Source organism: Terrabacter koreensis (assembly GCF_054783315.1).
In genome coordinates this window covers 106,551-124,571 of sequence record NZ_BAAGQU010000011.1, presented here as the reverse complement: position 1 = coordinate 124,571, position 18,021 = coordinate 106,551, and the positions used below count along the sequence as shown (strand labels likewise).

13 protein-coding genes are annotated in these 18,021 nt (G+C 72.0%); 1 reads left to right on the top strand and 12 read right to left on the bottom strand.

The genetic code is table 11. From position 1 onward, the window contains the following. Nucleotides 1–134: 134 nt before the first annotated feature. From ACYVNR_RS18315 to ACYVNR_RS18275, 9 genes are all read right to left on the bottom strand, one after another. Complete coding sequence (locus ACYVNR_RS18315; protein ID WP_461049982.1) at nucleotides 135–1,592, bottom strand: glutamate synthase subunit beta; 1,458 nt, start codon at nucleotides 1,590–1,592, stop codon at nucleotides 135–137. Next, nucleotides 1,585–6,150 carry a glutamate synthase large subunit gene (gltB, locus tag ACYVNR_RS18310; protein WP_461049980.1) on the bottom strand — a complete coding sequence of 1,522 codons (4,566 nt, stop codon included), beginning with the start codon at nucleotides 6,148–6,150 and terminating at the stop codon, nucleotides 1,585–1,587. The genes ACYVNR_RS18315 and gltB overlap by 8 nt, the downstream gene beginning before the upstream one ends. Before the next feature lie 199 nt (nucleotides 6,151–6,349). Next, entirely contained in the window at nucleotides 6,350–7,384 is a 1,035-nt protein-coding gene (gene lgt, locus ACYVNR_RS18305; protein ID WP_461049978.1) for a prolipoprotein diacylglyceryl transferase, read from the bottom strand. Then, a complete protein-coding gene (gene trpA / locus ACYVNR_RS18300; RefSeq protein ID WP_045192306.1) occupies nucleotides 7,381–8,181 on the bottom strand; it encodes a tryptophan synthase subunit alpha in 801 nt (266 codons plus the stop codon). Before trpA ends, lgt begins: the two co-directional genes overlap by 4 nt. Continuing rightward, a complete protein-coding gene (gene trpB / locus ACYVNR_RS18295) occupies nucleotides 8,178–9,434 on the bottom strand; it encodes a tryptophan synthase subunit beta (protein WP_461049976.1) in 1,257 nt (418 codons plus the stop codon). The genes trpA and trpB overlap by 4 nt, the downstream gene beginning before the upstream one ends. A 2-nt stretch (nucleotides 9,435–9,436) precedes the next feature. Then, nucleotides 9,437–10,252, bottom strand: coding sequence for an indole-3-glycerol phosphate synthase TrpC (gene trpC, locus ACYVNR_RS18290; protein ID WP_461049974.1), 816 nt, complete (start codon nucleotides 10,250–10,252; stop codon nucleotides 9,437–9,439). Between the two features lie 5 nt (nucleotides 10,253–10,257). Further along, on the bottom strand, nucleotides 10,258–10,527 hold the full coding sequence (locus tag ACYVNR_RS18285) for an HGxxPAAW family protein (protein ID WP_045192303.1): 270 nt from the start codon (nucleotides 10,525–10,527) through the stop codon (nucleotides 10,258–10,260). A gap of 58 nt (nucleotides 10,528–10,585) precedes the next feature. Then, nucleotides 10,586–11,179 (bottom strand): Trp biosynthesis-associated membrane protein, encoded by a 594-nt coding sequence (locus ACYVNR_RS18280; RefSeq protein ID WP_461049972.1) that lies wholly within the window; start codon nucleotides 11,177–11,179, stop codon nucleotides 10,586–10,588. Next, entirely contained in the window at nucleotides 11,176–12,753 is a 1,578-nt protein-coding gene (locus ACYVNR_RS18275; RefSeq protein ID WP_461049971.1) for an anthranilate synthase component I, read from the bottom strand. The genes ACYVNR_RS18280 and ACYVNR_RS18275 overlap by 4 nt, the downstream gene beginning before the upstream one ends. 264 nt (nucleotides 12,754–13,017) lie before the next feature. On the opposite strand from ACYVNR_RS18275, the gene ACYVNR_RS18270 reads away from it, so the two are divergent. Then, entirely contained in the window at nucleotides 13,018–13,764 is a 747-nt protein-coding gene (locus ACYVNR_RS18270) for a metal-dependent hydrolase (protein ID WP_458799730.1), read from the top strand. Between the two features lie 21 nt (nucleotides 13,765–13,785). Here the strand turns inward: ACYVNR_RS18270 and hisI are convergent, their stop codons facing one another. The 3 genes from hisI to ACYVNR_RS18255 form a co-directional block, all read right to left on the bottom strand. Beyond that, nucleotides 13,786–14,193 (bottom strand): phosphoribosyl-AMP cyclohydrolase, encoded by a 408-nt coding sequence (hisI, locus tag ACYVNR_RS18265; protein WP_461049968.1) that lies wholly within the window; start codon nucleotides 14,191–14,193, stop codon nucleotides 13,786–13,788. A 116-nt stretch (nucleotides 14,194–14,309) separates the two neighbouring features. Continuing rightward, on the bottom strand, nucleotides 14,310–16,121 hold the full coding sequence (locus ACYVNR_RS18260; protein WP_458799726.1) for an ABC transporter ATP-binding protein: 1,812 nt from the start codon (nucleotides 16,119–16,121) through the stop codon (nucleotides 14,310–14,312). Next, on the bottom strand, nucleotides 16,118–17,998 hold the full coding sequence (locus tag ACYVNR_RS18255) for an ABC transporter ATP-binding protein (RefSeq protein ID WP_461049966.1): 1,881 nt from the start codon (nucleotides 17,996–17,998) through the stop codon (nucleotides 16,118–16,120). Before ACYVNR_RS18255 ends, ACYVNR_RS18260 begins: the two co-directional genes overlap by 4 nt. Between the last annotated feature and the right edge of the window lie 23 nt (nucleotides 17,999–18,021).

Here is an 18,021-nt window from a genome sequence, read left to right as displayed (position 1 = left end):
CACCACGGGGGTTCGACCTGTGGGACGAGCCCTCGTGGATTCCCTTGTCGTCGTTGGGGATCGTGGGACAACAGTGCCCGTATGCCGTGTCGTCGAGGTGACGGCACGGCATACGGGCGGGTGCTGCTGACCGCTCAGACGGTGAGCGGGCGGTCGGTCGGCGCGACCGGCCTGGGCAGGGCGCTGGACCCGGTGAGCCAGGCGTCGACGCCGGCAGCGGCGGCACGGCCCTCGGCGATGGCCCAGACGATGAGCGACTGGCCGCGACCCGCGTCGCCGGCGACGAAGACGCCGGGGACCGAGCTCATGAAGTTCTTGTCGCGGCGGACGTTGCTGCGCTCGTCGAGGTCGACGCCGAGCTGCTCGACGACGCCCGGCCCCTCCGGGCCGAGGAAGCCCATGGCGAAGAGCACGAGCTGCGCGGGGATCTCGCGCTCGGTCCCCGGCTTCGGCGTCAGCCTGCCGTCGACGAGCTCGACCTCGGTGAGGCGCAGCGAGGCGACGTTGCCGTCGGCGTCGCCGACGAACTCGGTCGTGCTGACGGCGTAGACGCGCTCGCCGCCCTCCTCGTGCGCGCTCGCGACGCGGTAGAGCATCGGGTAGGTCGGCCACGGCTGGCCGCTCGGGCGGTCCTCGCCCGGCTGCGGCATGATCTCGAGGCTCGTCACGGACGCGGCGCCCTGGCGGTGCGCGGTGCCGATGCAGTCGGCCCCGGTGTCACCGCCGCCGATGACGACGACGTGCTTGCCGGTGGCGAGGATCTGGTTCTCGACCTCCTCGCCGAGGGCGGCCCGGTTGCCCTGCGGGAGGTAGTCCATCGCCTGGTGGATGCCCCCGAGGCCGCGACCCGGGACGTCGAGGTCGCGGGGCACTGTGGCGCCGAGCGCCAGCACGACGGCGTCGTAGCGGTCGCGCAGCTGCCGGCCGGTGATGTCGACGCCGATGTCCATGCCGTTGCGGAAGCGCGTGCCCTCGGCCTCCATCTGGGCCAGACGACGGTCGAGGACGGACTTCTCCATCTTGAACTCGGGGATGCCGTAGCGGAGCAGGCCGCCAGGCTTGTCGGCACGCTCGAAGACGGCGACCGTGTGGCCGGCCCGGGTCAGCTGCTGGGCCGCGGCGAGACCGGCGGGGCCGGAGCCGACGACCGCGACCGTCTTGCCCGAGAGGCGCTCGGGCGGGAGCGGCTGCACGAGACCCTCGTCGAAGGCCCGCTCGATCGTCGTGACCTCGACCTGCTTGATCGTCACGGCCGGCTGGTTGATGCCGAGCACGCACGCCGTCTCGCACGGTGCCGGGCAGAGCCGACCCGTGAACTCGGGGAAGTTGTTCGTCGCGTGGAGGCGCTCGATCGCGTCGGACCAGTCGCCGCGCCACGCGAAGTTGTTCCACTCCGGGATGAGGTTGCCGAGGGGGCAGCCCGAGTGGCAGAAGGGGATGCCGCAGTCCATGCAGCGGCCCGCCTGGCGCTGGAGCTGCCCGAGCTCCTGCTCCTCGTAGACCTCCTTCCAGTCCCGGATGCGGACCGGGACGGGGCGGCGGGTCGGGAGCTCGCGCTCGCGGGTGGTGAGAAAGCCTTGGGGGTCAGCCACGGGAAGCCTCCATGATCCGGTTCCACACCTCGGGTCCGTCGAGGTCGAGGCCCTGGGCCTCGGCCTCGGCGCGGACGTCGAGGACTCGTTGGTAGTCGCGCGGCAGCACGAGCGTCAGGCGCTCGCGGGCGGCCGCCCAGTCGTCGAGGAGGCCCTGTGCGACGGGCGACTCGGTCCACCGCACGTGGGCCTCGAGCAGCTCGCGGAGCGGGGCGTCGTCCTCGTCGCGCAGGGGCAGCAGGTCGACCATCTCGGGGTTGACGAGGGCGGGGTCGAGGTCGAGGACGTACGCCACACCGCCCGACATGCCCGCCGCGAAGTTGCGCCCCGTGGGGCCCAGGACGACGGCTGCGCCGCCCGTCATGTACTCGCAGCCGTGGTCGCCGACCCCCTCGACGACCGCGTGGGCCCCCGAGTTGCGCACGCAGAAGCGCTCGCCGACGATGCCGCGCAGGAACAGCTGGCCGGTCGTCGCGCCGTAGGCGATGACGTTGCCGCCGATGACGTTCTGCTCGGCCACGAGCGCGGCGTCGCGGTGCGGCCGGACGACGACGCGGCCGCCGGACAGGCCCTTGCCGACGTAGTCGTTGGCGTCGCCGAAGAGCTGCATCGTGACGCCCGCCGGCAGGAAGGCACCGAAGGACTGGCCACCGGACCCCGTCATCGTCAGCTCGATCGTGTTGTCGGCGAGTCCGTGCGGGTGCGCCTTGGTCACGTGGTGGCCCAGCATCGTGCCGACGGTGCGGTTGACGTTGCGGACCGCGATCTCGGTGCGCACCTGCTCGCCGCTCTCGATGGCGGGCAGGGCCCGGCTCAGCAGCTCGTTGTCGAGCGCCTTGTCGAGGGCGTGGTCCTGGGTGGCGGACTGGTGGAGCGTGCCACCGCTGGGGTTGTCGGCCACGGCGAGGATCGGGCTGAGGTCGAGGCCCGACGCCTTCCAGTGCGCGATGGCCTTGTCGAGGTCGAGGCTGCCGACCTGGCCGACGGCCTCCTCGATGGAGCGGAACCCGAGGGCGGCGAGGTTCTCGCGCACCTCCTCGGCGATGTACTCGAAGAACGTCTCGACGAACTCGGGCTTGCCGGAGAAGCGCTCGCGCAGCTCGGGGTTCTGCGTCGCGATGCCGACCGGACAGGTGTCGAGGTGGCAGACGCGCATCATGATGCAGCCGGAGACGACGAGCGGCGCCGTGGCGAAGCCGAACTCCTCGGCACCGAGCAGCGCGGCGACGACGACGTCGCGACCGGTCTTCAGCTGGCCGTCGACCTGCACGACGATGCGGTCGCGCAGCCCGTTGAGCACGAGCGTCTGCTGGGCCTCGGCGAGGCCGAGCTCCCACGGCGCGCCGGCGTGCTTGAGCGACGTGAGCGGGCTCGCGCCGGTGCCGCCGTCGTGGCCCGAGATGAGCACGACGTCGGCGTGCGCCTTGGACACGCCCGCCGCCACCGTGCCGACGCCGATCTCGGAGACGAGCTTGACGTGGATGCGCGCCGCCGGGTTGGCGTTCTTGAGGTCGTGGATCAGCTGCGCCAGGTCCTCGATCGAGTAGATGTCGTGGTGCGGCGGCGGCGAGATGAGCCCGACGCCGGGCGTCGAGTGCCGGGTCTTGGCGACCCACGGGTAGACCTTGTGGCCGGGCAGCTGGCCACCCTCGCCGGGCTTGGCGCCCTGTGCCATCTTGATCTGGATGTCGTCGGAGTGGGTGAGGTAGAGGCTCGTCACGCCGAACCGGCCGGAGGCGACCTGCTTGACCGCAGAGCGGCGCTCGGGGTCGAGCAGGCGGCCGATGTCCTCGCCGCCCTCACCGGTGTTGGAGCGGCCGCCGAGGTGGTTCATGGCGATCGCGAGGGTCTCGTGCGCCTCCTTGGAGATGGAGCCGTAGCTCATCGCCCCGGTGTTGAAGCGCTTGACGATCTCGCTGACCGGCTCGACCTCCTCGATCGGCACGGGCAGCCGGCCGGTGACGCCGGTGGGCTTGAAGCCCATCAGGCCGCGCAACGTCATCAGGCGTGAGGTCTGGTCGTCGATGCGCTCGGTGTACTGCTTGAAGATGTCGTAGCGACGCTGGCGCGTCGAGTGCTGGAGGCGGAAGACCGTCTCGGGGTCGAAGAGGTGCGGCTCGCCCTCGCGGCGCCACTGGTACTCGCCGCCGACCTCGAGGACCCGGTGCGGCTGCTGGACGCCGTCGGTCGGGTAGGCGCGCGCGTGGCGCTCGGCGGTCTCGCGGGCGATGACGTCGAGGCCGACGCCGCCGAGCTGGCTGACCGTGCCGGTGAAGTAGCGGTCGACGAGCGCCTGCGAGAGGCCGATGGCCTCGAAGACCTGGGCGCCCCGGTAGGAGGCGACCGTCGAGATGCCCATCTTCGACATGACCTTGAGCACGCCCTTGCCGAGCGCCTTGATGAGGTTCTTCACCGCCTTCTCGGAGGTCACGCCCTCGATCTCGCCGGCACGGACGAGGTCCTCGACCGTCTCCATCGCGAGGTAGGGGTTGACCGCGGCCGCGCCGTAGCCGATGAGCAGCGCGACGTGGTGCACCTCGCGCACGTCACCGGCCTCGACGAGCAGGCCCACCTGCGTACGCGTCTTCTCCCGGATGAGGTGGTGGTGCACCGCGGCGGTGAGCAGCAGCGACGGGATCGGCGCGAGGTCGCGACCGGAGTCACGGTCGGAGAGCACGACGAAGCGCGCGCCGCGTCGGATCGCCTGCGACACCTCGGCGAAGATCTCGTCGAGACGCTCGCGCATGGCGGCCGCGCCGCCGGTGACGTCGTAGAGGCCCCGCACCACGTGCGTCGCGTAGCCGGGCAGGTCCCCGTCGGCGTTGATGTGCACGATCTTGGCGAGCTCGTCGTTGTCGATGACCGGGAAGTCGAGGACGAGCTGGCGCGCGTGCGACGGTGAGGCCGACAGCGCGTTGCCCTCGGGGCCCATGTAGGTGCCGAGCGAGGTGACGAGCTCCTCGCGGATCGCGTCGAGCGGCGGGTTGGTCACCTGCGCGAAGAGCTGGGTGAAGTAGTCGAAGAGCAGCCGCGGACGCGAGGACAGCACGGCGATGGGCGTGTCGGTGCCCATCGAGCCGAGCGCCTCTCCCCCGGACTTCGCCATCGGCGTGAGCAGGATGCGCAGCTCCTCGGCGGTGTAGCCGAAGGTCTGCTGGCGGCGGGCGACCGAGGCGGCCGTGTGCACGATGTGCTCGCGCTCCGGGAGGTCCTCGAGGTGGATGAGGCCGGCGTGCAGCCACTCGGCATACGGCTTGGCCGCGGCGAGCTGGCTCTTGATCTCCTCGTCGCTGACGATGCGGCCGTGCTCGGTGTCGACGAGGAACATCTTGCCGGGCTGCAGGCGCCCACGCTGGACGATGGTCTCGGGCGCGAGCTCGAGCACGCCCGACTCGGAGGCCAGGACCACGAGGCCGTCCTTGGTCACGGTGTAGCGGCCCGGACGCAGGCCGTTGCGGTCGAGCACCGCGCCGACGAGCGTGCCGTCGCTGAAGCAGACGTTCGCCGGGCCGTCCCACGGCTCCATGAACGTCGAGTGGAACTCGTAGAACGCCTTGCGGGCCGGGTCCATCGTCGCGTGGTTCTCCCACGCCTCGGGGATCATCATCAGCACGGCGTGCGGCAGCGAGCGACCACCGAGGTGGAGCAGCTCGAGCGCCTCGTCGAAGCTCGCGGAGTCGGACGCGTCGGGCGTGCAGATCGGGAAGAGGCGCTCGAGGTCGCCGGGGATGATGTCGGAGGTCAGCAGGCTCTCGCGCGCGTGCATCCAGTTGCGGTTGCCCTTGACGGTGTTGATCTCGCCGTTGTGGGCGATGAGACGGTAGGGGTGCGCGAGCGGCCACGACGGGAAGGTGTTGGTCGAGAACCGCGAGTGCACGAGGGCCAGCTCGGTGGCGAAGGCCGGGTCGGACAGGTCGGGGAAGAACGGCTCGAGCTGGCCGGTGGTGAGCATGCCCTTGTAGACGATGGTGCGCGAGCTCAGCGAGGCGAAGTAGACGTCGACCTCGTGCTCGGCCCGCTTGCGCAGGCAGAACGCGAGGCGGTCGAGCCCGAGCGCGACCTGACGGCCGATGGCGCTGCTGACGAAGAGCTGCTCGAAGGCGGGCATGCACTCACGGGCGACCGCGCCGACGAGGTCGGCCTCGACCGGCACCTCCCGCCAGCCGAGCACCTTGAGGTTCTCGGCGACGGCGAGCTCCTCGATGCGGGCCTTGGCGGCCGCGCGCTCGGCGGCGTCGCGGGGCAGGAAGGCGAGGCCGGCGGCATACGCCCCGTTGTTCGGCAGCGTGAACGGCACGTTGGCCCGGAAGAAGGCGTCGGGGATCTGCGTCAGGATGCCCGCACCGTCACCGACGGACGGGTCGGCGCCGGTGGCGCCGCGGTGGTCGAGGTTGCGCAGCGCCGTCAGCGCGTGGTCGACGATGTCGTGACCCGCCGTCCCCCGCATCGTCGCGATCATGGCGACGCCGCAGGCGTCGTGCTCGAACTCGCGTCGGTAGAGGCCGGAGCTCTCCGGGTGCGCGCTGAAGAGGGCGCGGGTGCGGGTGTGCGGCGACATTTCACCGTCCTTCTGCTGGGACCTGGCCGCGACCGCGACCGGCCACACGACATGACTCAGGGCATGTGGACGGCGCTGGCCACAGGCTTGCTGGACGACGATATCGGAGAGGCCGCTCGTCCTACCTGTTGATACGGCGGATTCCGAATCGTGAGACGCCGTGCTCACGTCCGAGCGCTGGGGCGGTGTGCCGGTCGGGTCAGGACTGGGCCGGACGGTCCACCTCGGGCGCCGTGGGAGCGGTGCCGTTTGACGCGTCGGGGCGCTCGCCGACCGAAGGATCTTCGGCGGCTTCGGCGGTGGAACTCCGCTGCTGGCCGTCGGCCTCCGCGGCACCTGCCGGCAGAGGGTGGTCCTCGTCACTCTCGGGTGCGAGCGCCGGCGGTTGCTCCATGCGGCCGAACCGGCGCCACAGGGAGGCACCGAGCAGGAAGACGAGGATCGAGACCCACGTGTTGACGCGCTGGCCGAGGATGAGGTTGGCGGAGTCGGTGCGCATGTTCTCGATGACGATGCGGCCCACCGGGTAGCCCATGACGTAGGCCGCGAAGACCTGGCCCGACCGGGGTGAGTGCCCGCGGCCGAGCCAGACGAGGAAGGCCGCGAGCAGCAGGCACCAGAGGGCCTCGTAGAGGAACGTCGGGTGGAAGTAGCCCTTGACGACGGGGTTGCCCTGCGCGTCGACGATCGCCCGTCCGGCAGAGGTGTCCCAGTCGTAGATGCGCAGCTTCCACGGCAGGTCGGTGGGCGCTCCGTAGATCTCGTTGTTGAACCAGTTGCCGAAACGGCCCATGGCCTGCGCGATCGCGAGTCCCGGGGCGGCGGCGTCGACGAAGTCGCGGAACGCGACACCGTGCTTGCGGCAGCCGATCGCCGCGCCGACGGCGCCGAGGGCCACGGCACCCCAGATGCCGAGGCCACCCTCGTAGATGGCGAACGCCTTCCACGGGTCGCCGCCCTCGCCGAAGTACGGCTGCGGCGTGGTGATGAGGTGGTAGAGCCTGCCGCCGAGGATGCCGAACGGCACCGCCCAGGCGGAGATGTCGATCGCGATGCCCTGACGGTGGCCGCGCGCCTCGAGGCGACGCTGGGTCAGCCAGACGGCGACGACGATCCCCGCGAGGATGCACAGGGCGTAGCCGCGGATCGGCAGCGGGCCGAGGTGCCAGACCCCGACGCTGGGCGACGGGATCTCGACGGGCATGACCGTCGGAAGGCCGGCGAGCAGACTCATGTGCGAGCCCGCCGCACGCCGTCGGCGAGCTCGCGGGCCAGGGCGCCGAGGGCTTCGAGCCCCTGCTCGTCGGAGTCGGCCTCCGTGAGGCAGCGCACGAGCGCCGAGCCGACGATGACGCCGTCGGCGAAGCGCCCGACCTCGGCCGCCTGGTCGCCGGTCGAGACACCGAGCCCGACGCAGACGGGCAGGTCGGTGTGCTCGCGGGTGCGCGACACGAGCGCGTCGGCGGCCTCTCCCACGCTCGCCCGCGCTCCGGTGACCCCCATGACGGCCGTCGCGTAGACGAACCCACGGCACTGGGCGGTCACCGCGGCGAGCCGCTCGGGCGTCGAGCTGGGTGCCACGAGGAAGACCTTGTCGAGGTCGTGGGCGTCCGCAGCGGCGATCCACGCGCCGGCCTCGTCGGGGATGAGGTCGGGCGTGATGAGCCCGGCTCCCCCGGCGGCGGCGAGGTCAGCAGCGAAGCGCTCGACCCCGTAGCGCAGGACCGGGTTCCAGTACGTCATGACGAGCGCACCGGCGCCGGCGGCCGAGACCTCGCGGGCCGCGGTGAAGATGTCGGTGAGGTGCACGCCGGCGGCCAGGGCCCGCACGGCGGCGTCCTGGATGACGGGACCGTCCATGACCGGGTCGCTGTAGGGCACGCCGATCTCGACGATGTCGACGCCGGACTCGACGAGGACCCGCATGGCGGCGATGGACCCCTCGACCGAGGGAAAGCCGACCGGGAGGTAGCCGACCAGGGCCGGGCGGTCGTCGGCGCGGCACTTCTCGATGATGGTGGCGACGCTCACTGCTGCTCCCCCATGCCCTTGGCGCCGGCATCGTCGGGCAGGCGCGGTGTGCCGTCGTCGGCGATGAGGCCGAACCACTCGGCGGCCGTGTGGACGTCCTTGTCGCCACGCCCCGAGAGGTTGACGAGCAGCACGGCGTCGGGACCGAGCTCGCGCCCGACCTTCATGGCGCCCGCGAGGGCGTGCGCGCTCTCGATCGCGGGGAGGATGCCCTCGGTGCGCGACAACAGCGAGAAGGCCTCCATCGCCTCGTCGTCGGACACGGGCCGGTACTCGGCCCGGCCCGAGTCGAGCAGGTGGGCATGCTCGGGACCGACGCTCGGGTAGTCGAGACCCGCCGACACGCTGTGCGACTCGACCGTCTGGCCGTCCTCGTCCTGCATGACGTAGGTGAAGGCGCCGTGGAGCACGCCGGGGACGCCGGCGGAGAAGCGCGCGGCGTGCTTGCCGGTGGCGACGCCCTCGCCGCCGGCCTCGAAGCCGATGAGCCGCACCGAGGGGTCGTCGATGAAGCGGTGGAAGATGCCGATGGCGTTGGAGCCGCCGCCGACGCAGGCCAGCACGGCATCGGGCAGCCGGCCGACGAGGTCGAGCACCTGCTGACGCGCCTCGACCCCGATGACGCGGTGGAAGTCGCGGACCATCTCGGGGAACGGGTGCGGCCCGGTCACGGTCCCGAGGACGTAGTGGGTGGTCGCGACGTTGGCCACCCAGTCGCGGAACGCCTCGTTGACGGCGTCCTTGAGCGTCTTGCTGCCGTTGTCGACCGGCACGACGGTGGCTCCGAGCAGGCGCATCCGCGCGACGTTGAGCGCCTGGCGCTCGGTGTCCTTGCGGCCCATGTAGACGACGCACTCGAGCCCGAGCAGCGCCGCCGCGGTGGCGGTGGCCACCCCGTGCTGGCCCGCGCCGGTCTCGGCGATGACGCGGGTCTTGCCCATGCGCTTGGTCAGCAGGGCCTGGCCGAGGACGTTGTTGATCTTGTGCGAGCCCGTGTGGTTGAGGTCCTCGCGCTTGAGGATGACGCGGGCGCCACCACAGTGCTCGGCGAACCGGGGCACCTCGGTGATGATGCTGGGCCGGCCGGTGTAGGTGCGCTGCAGGCGCTCGAGCTCGCCGACGAACTCCGGGTCGACGACGGCCTTGCGCCACACCTCCTCGAGCTGCTCGAGGGCGGGGATGAGGGCCTCGGGGACGTAGCGCCCGCCGAAGTCGCCGAACCGGCCGTGTGCCGGAGCCTGGGACGTGGTCATGCTCACTCCTGGTCGGCAGCGGCGCGCGCGGCGGCCGCTGCCTCGATGAACGCACGCACGGCGTGCTCGGGTGCGCCGTCGCGCACGAGGGCCTCGCCCACGAGCACGGCGCCGGCGCCGGCGCGCACGTAGGTCACGACGTCGTCGGGACCGGTGACACCGCTCTCGGCGACGCCGACGACACCGTCGGGCACGCGCGGCAGCAGGTCGGTGACGGTGCGGGGGTCGACCTCGAGGGTCTTGAGGTTGCGGGCGTTGACGCCGACGAGCACGGGGTCCAGCGCGAGCGCGCGGTCCAGCTCTGCGGCGTCGTGCACCTCGACGAGCGCGGTCATGCCCAGCTCGCCCGCCTGCTGGTGCAGGTCGCGCATCAGCACGTCGTCGAGACCGGCGACGATCAGCAGCACCAGGTCTGCGCCGTGCACGCGGGCCTCGGTGACCTGGTAGGGGTCGACCATGAAGTCCTTGCGCAGCAGGGGCGTTCGCACTGCCGCCCGCACCTCGTCGAGGTCGGCGAGGCTGCCCGAGAACCGGCGCTCCTCGGTGAGCACGCTGATGGCGCTCGCTCCGCCGGCGGCATACGCCGCGGCGAGGCGGCCCGGCTCGGGGATGTCGGCCAGGGCCCCCTTGCTGGGGCTCGACCGCTTGACCTCGGCGATGACCGCGACCCCCTCGGCCGACCGGATGCCCGGCATCGGGTCGACGGCAGGGCCCACCGAGGCAAGGCGAGCCTCGAGCTCGCCGAGCGGCAGGGCGGCGCGGCGGCGCCCGAGATCCTCGCGGACGCCGCTGATGATCTCGTCGAGAACGGTCGGCACTGCGCTCAGCTCTTGCCGAGGGTCCCGGCGCCGGCCTCGTCAGGGGCGTCGACGATCGACCCGGCCTGAGCGTGGTGCTTGCCTGCGCCGTAGCCGGCCATCGACAGGACCTTTCCGGCGATGATGCCGGCCACGATGACGACCGCACCGATGATGCCGAGGACGAGGCTGGGGATGACGACCGCGACCGACGCGATCGCCGTGCCGAGCAGGATGACCCCGACCCCCGTCCAGGCGGCGGTGCTGTGACCGTGGTCCTCGTGCTGCTCTTCCATGGCGTCCTCTCTCGTCCGGTCGGCTCCACGCCCGTGCGGGCCGACGGTGCTCATTCTGTCAGGTCTCGTCAGGGGCGTCGCGCAGGGTCGGGTCGTGACCCTCGCTCAGCTCGTCCCAGGTCGTGCGCACCTCGCCGCGAGGGCCGCTCGCCGGCTTGGCACCGCGCTCGTAGCGGCCGGACAGACCGGCCCAGCTGCGGCTCGAGGCAGTCGCGAGGGCGGCGCCCACCGCCAGGAGGGCGGCGACGACGACCGCGAGCCAGGCCCACACGGTGCTCGTGCCCGTTGCCGCGGGGGCCGTCGTGCGGGCCAGCTCGCGCGCCACGGCGTCGGTCACCGTCGTGACGGGCCGCAGCGCGACGAACAGCGTCATCAGGGCGGCGCCCACGGCCGAGAGCACCAGCACGCCTGCGGAGAGCGCCCGGATCACGCGTCCGCCCGTCATGAGACCGAGCAGCGCGACGACGCAGACGGCGCACAGGCCGACGACGCCCGGGGCGGCTGCCCCTCCGGTCACCTCGGTGACCGCGCGGCTGAGCACGTCGCGGGACTCGCCGGTTGCCCACGTGCGCGTCGTGAGGCCGAGCAGGAGCGCCGCGGGGAGGAGCACGACGAGCGCGGCTCGCTTCTTGTCCAGGGTGAGGAAGGTCATGCGCGGTGGTTCCCCAGCGGTCGCAGCCCCCCGGCCGCGGCAACGGCCCGCAGCGCGGCGGCCGCCTTGTTGACGGTCTCCTCGTACTCGAGGTGCGGCACGGAGTCGGCGACGATCCCCGCCCCCGCCTGGACGTGCGCCCGGCCGTCCTTGATGAGGGCGGTGCGGATGGCGATGGCCATGTCGAGGTCACCGGAGAAGTCGAGGTAGCCGACGACGCCGCCGTAGAGCCCGCGACGCAGTCCCTCGTACGCGTCGATGAGCGCCATCGCCCGCGGCTTCGGCGCGCCGCTCAACGTGCCCGCCGGGAAGGTGGCGACGAGCGCGTCGTAGGCGCTCTGGTCGTCGCGCAGGTCGCCGACCACCGTCGACTCGATGTGCATGATGTGGCTGTAGCGGCGGATCGACATGAAGTCGACCGTGTCGACCGTGCCGGCCCGGCAGATGCGCTGCAGGTCGTTGCGGGCCAGGTCGACGAGCATCAGGTGCTCGGCGCGCTCCTTGGCGTCGCCCAGCAGCTCCTCGGCGAGGTGCGCGTCGTGGTCGGGGCTCTTGCCACGGGGCCGCGAGCCGGCGATGGGGTGGGTGATCGCCTGCCGGCCGGTGACCTTGATGAGGGCCTCGGGGCTCGAGCCCACGATGTCGTAGGACGAGCCGTCCGGGTGGGGCAGACGCAGGAGGTACATGTAGGGGCTCGGGTTGCTGACGCGCAGGGCCCGGTAGACGTCGAGCGAGTCGGCCCGGCACGGCACGCTGAAGCGTTGCGAGACGACGATCTGGAAGGCCTCGCCCGCACGGATCGCCTCCTTCGCCTCCTCGACCATCTCCTCGAACTCGGTCTGGGTGTGACTGCTCGTGGGCTCGCTGCTCAGCGGCTCGATGGTCGCGACCGTGCTGGGGGCCGGTGCCGCGAGCTCGTCCGTCATGCGGTCGAGCCGGGCCACGGCGTCGGCCCACGCCTCCTCGATGCGTTCGTCGGTCGCGTCGTGGTTGACGGCGTTCGCGACGAGCAGCAACGACCCGTCGCTGTGGTCGAAGACGGCGAGGTCGGTGGCGAGCATCATGGCGACCTCGGGCAGCCCGAGGTCGTCGCGGCCGTCGTCGGGCACCTTCTCCCAGTGGCGCACGGCGTCGTAGGTGATGGCGCCGACGAGCCCGCCCGTCAGCGGAGGCAGCCCTGCCGTACGCGGCGTGGCCAGGGCCGCGACCGTGTCGCGGACCGCGGCGGTCGGGTCACCGTCGACGGGCAGGCCGACCGGCGGTTCGCCGATCCAGTGCGCCTGGCCGTCGAGCTCGGTGAGGGTGGCGGCGCTGCGCGCGCCCACGATGGAGTAGCGCGACCAGACGCCGCCGTGCTCGGCAGACTCGAGCAGGAAGGTGCCCGGCGCGTCCTTCGCGAGCTTGCGGTAGACGCCCACGGGCGTCTCGGCGTCGGCGAGCACCCGGCGTACGACCGGGATGACGCGACGGTGCTCGAGGGCGAGCTCGGTGAAGACCTCGAGGCTCGGCCACGTGCGACCCCAGGCGAGGTCGGCGTGCGGCGTCGGAGCGGGCGGGGTCGTCGTGTCGGGCACGCAACCATTCTGGCCCACCGGGCAGACCGGGCCGCGCGGGCTCCGCCAGGCGAGAGGGGTGGCGACCCGGGCGCGCGTCTTCGAATCCGTCGCGATAGCCTCACGCCGACATCTGCGCAGGGAGAGTCGGCACCGGCAAGTCGTTGCGGCACAGGCGATTCCACGGTTGCGCCCAGGGTTCGAGCCGCAACGGCACCGACCGGACACGAAGGAGACAGCAGTGTCCCCGCTGAGCCGGCGCCCCAGGCGCCCATCGCTCCCCCGGTGCGCCCGGTGATCGGCCGCACGCACGCGACCTCGGGGGCCGTGGCGGTGCTCGCCGTCGTGCCGCTGCTGCGACAGCACGGGGTGGCCGTGGACGGCTGGGCGGTTCCCGTTGCCGCCGTCGTGGGGGCCGGCTCGGCCATGCTTCCCGACCTCGACCACCCGTCCGGCACCATCGCCCGCTCGCTGGGGCCGGTGACGACGGTGCTCGCGACAGTCGTCGGGTTCTGCCTGGGCGGGCACCGCAACGGGACCCACTCGCTGCTCGGGCTCGCGATGTTCACCGGGCTCGGCGTCCTCGCCACGAACGCGGGCGGTCTCGCCCTCGGCCTCTACCTCGCGTTCCTCTTCGCGATCGCCTCGGCCGCCGTGCACGTGTCGCTCGTCAAGGTGCCCGTGCTCCACACCGCGGCCTGCCTGCTCGTCGGCGCTGCGCTGACGCGCGGCGCCCTCTTCGACTCGTTCTCGCCGGACGTCATCCCGTGGGCGGTCGGCATCGGCACCGCGGTGCACCTGCTCGGCGACATGGCCACCGTGCAGGGCTGCCCGCTGTTCTGGCCGTTCTGGAGGCACCGGTTCAACTACGCGGCCCTGAGCACGAACCACTTCACCGAGCGGTTCGTCGTCGGGCCGGCGCTGACCTTCATCGCCATCTACCTCGCCGTCGCGGAGGTGGGCGGGGTCGAGATGCTCGGCCCGGCCTGGAAGGCGGTCGTCGAGGTGGTGCGATCGGTGGTGCCGGCCTGAGGCTGCCGAAGGCGCTTGTGATCAGGCCTCGCCGACGACGGCGGGCAGCACGCGCGCGTCGAAGCAGGTGCGGTCGCCCGTGTGGCAGGCTGCCCCGACCTGGTCGACGCTGACGAGCAGGGCGTCACCGTCGCAGTCGAGGCGCACCCCTTTGACCCACTGGACGTGACCACTCGTGTCGCCCTTGCGCCAGTACTCCTCGCGGCTGCGTGACCAGAAGGTCACCCTGCCCTCGGTGAGGGTGCGACGCAGGGCCTCGTCGTCCATCCAGCCGACCATGAGCACCTCGCCGCTGTCGTGCTGCTGCACCACGGCCGCCACCAACCCGTGCTGGTCGCGCTTCAGCAGCGCGGCGACGTTCGGGTCGAGGGACGTGGGGTCGAGTGCCGGGTCGAGCGCCGGGCCGGTCGGGTTGCGGGAGTCGGTCACGCCGCCATTGTGCCGTCGCGCGCACCGAACGCCGCGTTCGGTCTCGAAAGCGGTGTTGGAACACGGTTTTCGACATCGAACGCTGCGTTCGGTGCCCAGGGCGCGGGTCGGTGGGGTCAGACGGCCTGCTGCTGGGCGACCCACGAGGCGTGGAGGCGGGAGTAGACGCCGCCGAGGCGGACGAGCTCGGTGTGGTGGCCGCGTTCGACGATGCGCCCCGCGTCGACGACGATGACCTCGTCGGCGGCCTGGGCCGTCGAGAGACGGTGGGCGATCGCGATCGAGGTGCGCCCACGCGTCAGCGAGTCGAGGGCGCGCTGGAGCCGCACCTCGGTGCTCGGGTCGACGGCCGACGTCGCCTCGTCGAGGACGAGAAGGTCGGGGTCGGCGAGGTAGGCCCTGGCGAGCGCGACGAGCTGCCGCTCCCCTGCCGACAGCGACTCGCCGCGCTGGCCGACGTCGGTGGCGAGGCCCAGCGGCAAGGTCGCGGCCCAGGCGTCGAGCCCCAGCTCGGTGAGGGTGAGCCGCACGTCGTCCTCGCTCGCCTCAGGCCGGCCGAACCGGATGTTGTCGAGGAGGGTGCCGTCGAAGAGGAAGCCCTCCTGCGGCACGAGGACGACGCGCGAGCGCAGCGACGAGAAGCGCACGGTGCGCAGGTCGACGCCGTCGAGGAGCACCCGCCCGCTCGTGGGGTCCATGAGGCGCGTCAGGAGCTTCGCGAGGGTCGACTTGCCCGAGCCGGTCTCGCCGACGATGGCCACGCGGCTGCGGGGGGCGATGGTGAGGTCGACGTCGTGGAGCACCTGCTCGCCGCCCGGGTAGGCGAAGCCGACTCCGTCGAACCGCACGGTGATCGGCCCTCGCGGCAGCTCGACGCCGGACTCGCCGGGGTCGGAGACGTCGGCCGGGGTGTCGATGATGCCGATGACCCGGCGCCAGCCGGCGACGGCGTTCTGCATCTCGTTGAGGATCTCGGTCGCCTGCTGCACCGGCATCGTGAAGAGGTTGACGAGGAAGAGGAAGGCGAGCAGCTCACCGAGGGTCAGGCTGCCACGCACGGCGAGCACGGTGCCGACGACGAGGACGACTGCCGTGGTGAGCCCCGAGACGAGCTGCCCGGAGGTGAAGGCGACGACCGACCGGGCCTGGGCGCCGATGGCGGCCTTGCGGTGCTCCTCGACCGCGGCGTCGATGCGCTCGGCCGTGCGGTCCTCGACGCCGTAGGCGCGGATCGCCTGCGCTCCGACCACGGCCTCGGAGATGGCGCCGAGCATGTCGCCGACGCGCTCGCGCACCCGCGTGTAGGCGCGACCGACGATGCCCTGGAACTTGCGGATGATGAGGAACAGCGGCACGAAGCACAGCCACACGACGAGGCCGAGGAGCGGGCTGTAGACGAGCATGAGCACCGTCGCGAGGGTGATCTGCGCGAGGTTGATCATGAGCATGAGCCCGCCGAACTGCACGAACATCGAGATCGTGTCGACGTCGGAGGTGACGCGCGAGACGAGCGATCCGCGGCGCTCGGTGTTCTGGGTGAGCATCGCGAGGTCGTGGATGTGCCGGAACGCCTTGAGCCGCAGCGTCGCCAGCCCGCTCTCGGACGAGCGGAAGAGGCGCACGTTGACGAAGTACGCCGACAGCGCGGTCACGGCGACGCCGACCATCGCGATGCCGACGTAGAGCGCGACGACACCCGTGTCGGGACCACCCGCGGCGAGCAGCCCCTCGTCGGTGATGCGCTGCACGACGAACGGGACGAGCACGCGTCCGAGCGTGGAGAGGACGGCGAGGGCGACGGTGACCCAGATGCCCTTGCGCAGCTCGGGCGAGAGCTCGACGCCGCGCTTGAGGGTCTGCCACGTCGACATGTCCTTGCCGGTGGCGACACCGTGGTGCTCGACGAGGACCTGGGAACGCATGCTCATCGGGAGACCTCCTCGGCCGGGCCGCGCCCGGCCTCGTCGTCGACGGGCAGGGCGTCGCCGAACTCCTCGTCGGCGGCGATGGCCTCGCGTTCGGCGGCTTCGCGGGCGTATGCCGTCACGAGCCGTTCGTAGCCCGCGCACCGGCCGAGCAGCTCGGCGTGCGAGCCGTGGTCGAGGACGCGGCCCTGCTCGACGTAGACGACCTCGTCGGCGAGCAGGATCGTCGCCATGCGGTAGGCGACGACGAGCACCGTGGTGCCCGAGCTGGCCTCGCGCAGGCCACCGAGGATCGCCTGCTCGACACTGGGGTCGACGGCGGACGTGGCGTCGTCGAGGATGAGCAGCTGCGGACGGCGGATCACCGCGCGGGCCAGGGCGATTCGCTGGCGCTGGCCGCCGGAGAGGCTGGCGCCCCGCTCGCCGACGTGGGTGTCGAGGCCGTCGGGCAGCCGCTCGACGAACGTCGCTCCCTGCGCGACGTGGAGCGCCCGCCAGACGCTGTCGTCGTCGTGTGCGGTGCCGAGCGTGATGTTGCCGCGCACGCTGTCGTCGAACATGAACGTCTGCTGCGCGACGAGCGCGGCGACGTCGCTGACGCCCGCGCGTCTGACCTCACGGAGGTCGACGCCGTCGAGCAGCACGGCCCCGCTGTCGGGGTCGACGAGGCGCATCACGAGGTTGGTGAGGGTGGACTTGCCGCTGCCCGTGAGGCCGACGACCGCCACCGTCGAGCCGGGCGCGACGTCGAGCGTGACGTCGACGATGGCGGGGTTCAGGTCGGCGGAACCGTCCTCGGCCACGATCTCGTAGGCGTAGGCGAGGCCCTCGGCCTGCAGGTGGCTGGCGGCGCCGACTGGCAGCGCCCGCTCGCCGTAGGTCATGCTGCCCGTCGCGTCGAGCACGGCGGAGACGCGGTTCCAGCCGACGACCGCTCGGGGCAGCTCGGCCAGCACCCAGCCGAGCGCCCGCACCGGGAAGGCGAGGATCGAGAAGAGGTAGGCGATCTGCACGACCTCGGCCGCGGACAGCAGGCCGCTGCGCACGCGCAGGGTGCCGACGAAGAGGACGGCGAGGGTGCCGATGGTCGGGATGGCCTCGATGGCGGGGTCGAACCGTCCACGGGTGCGGCCCACGTCGATGTTGGCGTCGCGCAGCTCGTCGGTGACCGCACGGAACCGGTCGGCCTCGTGGTCCTCACGCCCGAGCGACTTGACGATGAGTGCGGCCTCGAAGCTCTCGTGCGCCACCTCGGAGACGTCGGCCCGCAGCTGCTGGGCCCGCGTGACCCGCGGTGACATCGCGCGCTGGAAGGCGACGTTGGCGAGGAAGAGCATCGGGAAGACGGTGAGGCCCACGACGGCGAGCCAGGGGTCGACGACGACCATCTGGACGATGCCGAAGAGCAGCATGACGACGACGCCGAGCGCCATCGGCAGCGGCGCGAAGATGTTCCACGTGGCCTCGACGTCGGCGTTGGCGTTGGACAGCAGCTGCCCGGAGGGGTGCTTGTGGTGCCAGCTGAGCGGGAGGCGAAGGTACTGCCGCGTGACCCGGCGGCGGTACATCGCGCCGAGGTTGAACATGGCGACACCTCCGGCGAGGCGTCGGCCGATGACCCCGACGGTGGTCGTGAGCACGACGGCGGCCATGACGCCACCGATGAACCAGAGCTGCCCGGGCGTGACGTGCCGTGCGGCGATCGCGGGCGTCACCGCCTCGCGCACGACGTAGCCGATGGCCGCCGCGGTGAGGCTGGTCATGACGCCGTAGACGATGCTGCCGACGACGGCGAGGGAGAACCACCGGGGCTGTCCCTTGATGCCTCGGCCGATGACGGCGAGACCCTCCCGCAGGGTCGAGGTGGTCGGGACGTTCACGCTCTTCGGCTCCCCTGGTGTTC

Coding starts and splice junctions, on each gene's coding strand:
- gltB (WP_461049980.1), bottom strand. CDS start 6,150: ATGTCGCCGCACACCCGCACCCGCGCCCTCTTCAGCGCGCACCCGGAG.
- lgt (WP_461049978.1), bottom strand. CDS start 7,384: ATGAGTCTGCTCGCCGGCCTTCCGACGGTCATGCCCGTCGAGATCCCG.
- trpB (WP_461049976.1), bottom strand. CDS start 9,434: ATGACCACGTCCCAGGCTCCGGCACACGGCCGGTTCGGCGACTTCGGC.
- ACYVNR_RS18285 (WP_045192303.1), bottom strand. CDS start 10,527: ATGGAAGAGCAGCACGAGGACCACGGTCACAGCACCGCCGCCTGGACG.
- ACYVNR_RS18280 (WP_461049972.1), bottom strand. CDS start 11,179: ATGACCTTCCTCACCCTGGACAAGAAGCGAGCCGCGCTCGTCGTGCTC.
- ACYVNR_RS18260 (WP_458799726.1), bottom strand. CDS start 16,121: ATGAGCATGCGTTCCCAGGTCCTCGTCGAGCACCACGGTGTCGCCACC.